We start from the raw sequence: 1,446 nt of genomic DNA, 5'->3' as shown, positions 1-1,446 counted from the left end.
AAGCAGGCGCGCGCGCGCCAGAAGGCCGGGCCGCGCCGCCGCCACGCTCAGGCGACCTTGCGGCGCGCGAGGAACTCGCCCATGCGGCCGATGGCGGCGACGATGTTCTCCCGCGAGGTGGCGTAGGACAGGCGCAGATAGCCCTCCCCGTGCACGCCGAAGTCCGGCCCGCCGATCACCGCCACGCCCGCATCCTCCAGCAGCGCCGAGGCGAGCTGCTTGGCCGAGCCCCAGCCGGTGCGCGACACATTGGGGAAGGCATAGAAGGCGCCCTTGGGCGTCGCGCACGACACGCCAGGCAGGTCATTGAGCCCGGCGACGACGATGCGGCGGCGGGCGTCGAACTCGGCCAGCATGTTCGTCACCGCGTCCTGCGGCCCCTCCAGAGCGGCGATGCCGGCATACTGGGTGGCGGCGTTGACGCAGCTCCAGGCATTGACCGCAAGCTTCCTCACCTTGTCGTAGAGGTCCTTGGGCCACACCGAATAGCCGAGCCGCCAGCCGGTCATGGCATAGGTCTTGGACCAGCCGTTGAGCAGGATCAGCCGGTCGCGGATCTCGGGATAGGCGAGCAGGGTCCGGTGCTGCTCGCCGTCGAACAGGAACTGGTCGTAGATCTCGTCCGACATCACCGCCACGTGCGGGTGGGCGGCAAGGCCCGCCACCAGCTTGTCGATCTCGGCCTTGGGCGTGACGCCGCCGGTGGGATTGGCCGGCGAGTTGAGGATCAGCAGGCGCGTCCGCGGCGTGATGAGGGCCAGCGTCTCCTCGGCCGAGAAGGCGAAGCCGTTCTCCTCGCGGATCGGCACCGGAATGGGGGTGGCGCCCATGTGCTCGATCATGGAGCGGTAGATGGGAAAGCCGGGATCGGGATAGAGGATCTCCGCCCCCGGCTCGCCGAACAGGCGGATGGCGGCATACATGGTCACCTTGCCACCCGGCACGATCATCACGAGGTCCGGGCTCACCTCGACGCCGTAGCGCTTGTGCAGGTCGCGCGACACCGCCTCGCGCAGCGGCAGGATGCCGACCGACGGCGTATAGCCGTGCTGGCCGTCCTGCAGCGCCTTCACCGCCGCCGCGACGATGTGATCGGGGGTGCGGAAGTCGGGCTGGCCGATGCCGAGATTGAGGATGTCCCGCCCCTCGGCGGCGAGGGCGGTGGCCCGCGCCAGCACGGCGAAGGCGTTCTCCTCGCCGATGCGGTCGAAGGCGGGATTGGTGGCGAGCATGGCGTCTTCTCCCTCGCGGCGGCGCGTTCGGCGCCTGCCCCTGCAAGCGGCCCGCTCCTGGCCGGGGCCGCGCCTGTTTCGATAGCATCAACACCGCGATCGCGCATCCGGGCGCATCGGCTAGAGCGTGGACGGCGCGCCGCCGGGCCTTGCGGCGGCGGCCCCGGCATCGCACCTTCCGGCCAGGCCGCCTTGTCCGCCCCCCCTTCCCGAC

At 70.8% G+C, this 1,446-nt stretch carries 1 protein-coding gene; it reads right to left on the bottom strand.

Going from position 1 to position 1,446, the window contains the following annotated elements:
* Positions 1-47 precede the first annotated feature (47 nt).
* Positions 48-1,232 (bottom strand): pyridoxal phosphate-dependent aminotransferase, encoded by a 1,185-nt coding sequence (locus tag AC2W7M_RS25345; RefSeq protein WP_486135862.1) that lies wholly within the window; start codon positions 1,230-1,232, stop codon positions 48-50.
* Between the last annotated feature and the right edge of the window lie 214 nt (positions 1,233-1,446).

It is taken from the genome of Xanthobacter sp. BG11Y11_SDJG (assembly GCF_057364445.1).
This window is presented reverse-complemented; position numbering and strand designations above follow the sequence as displayed.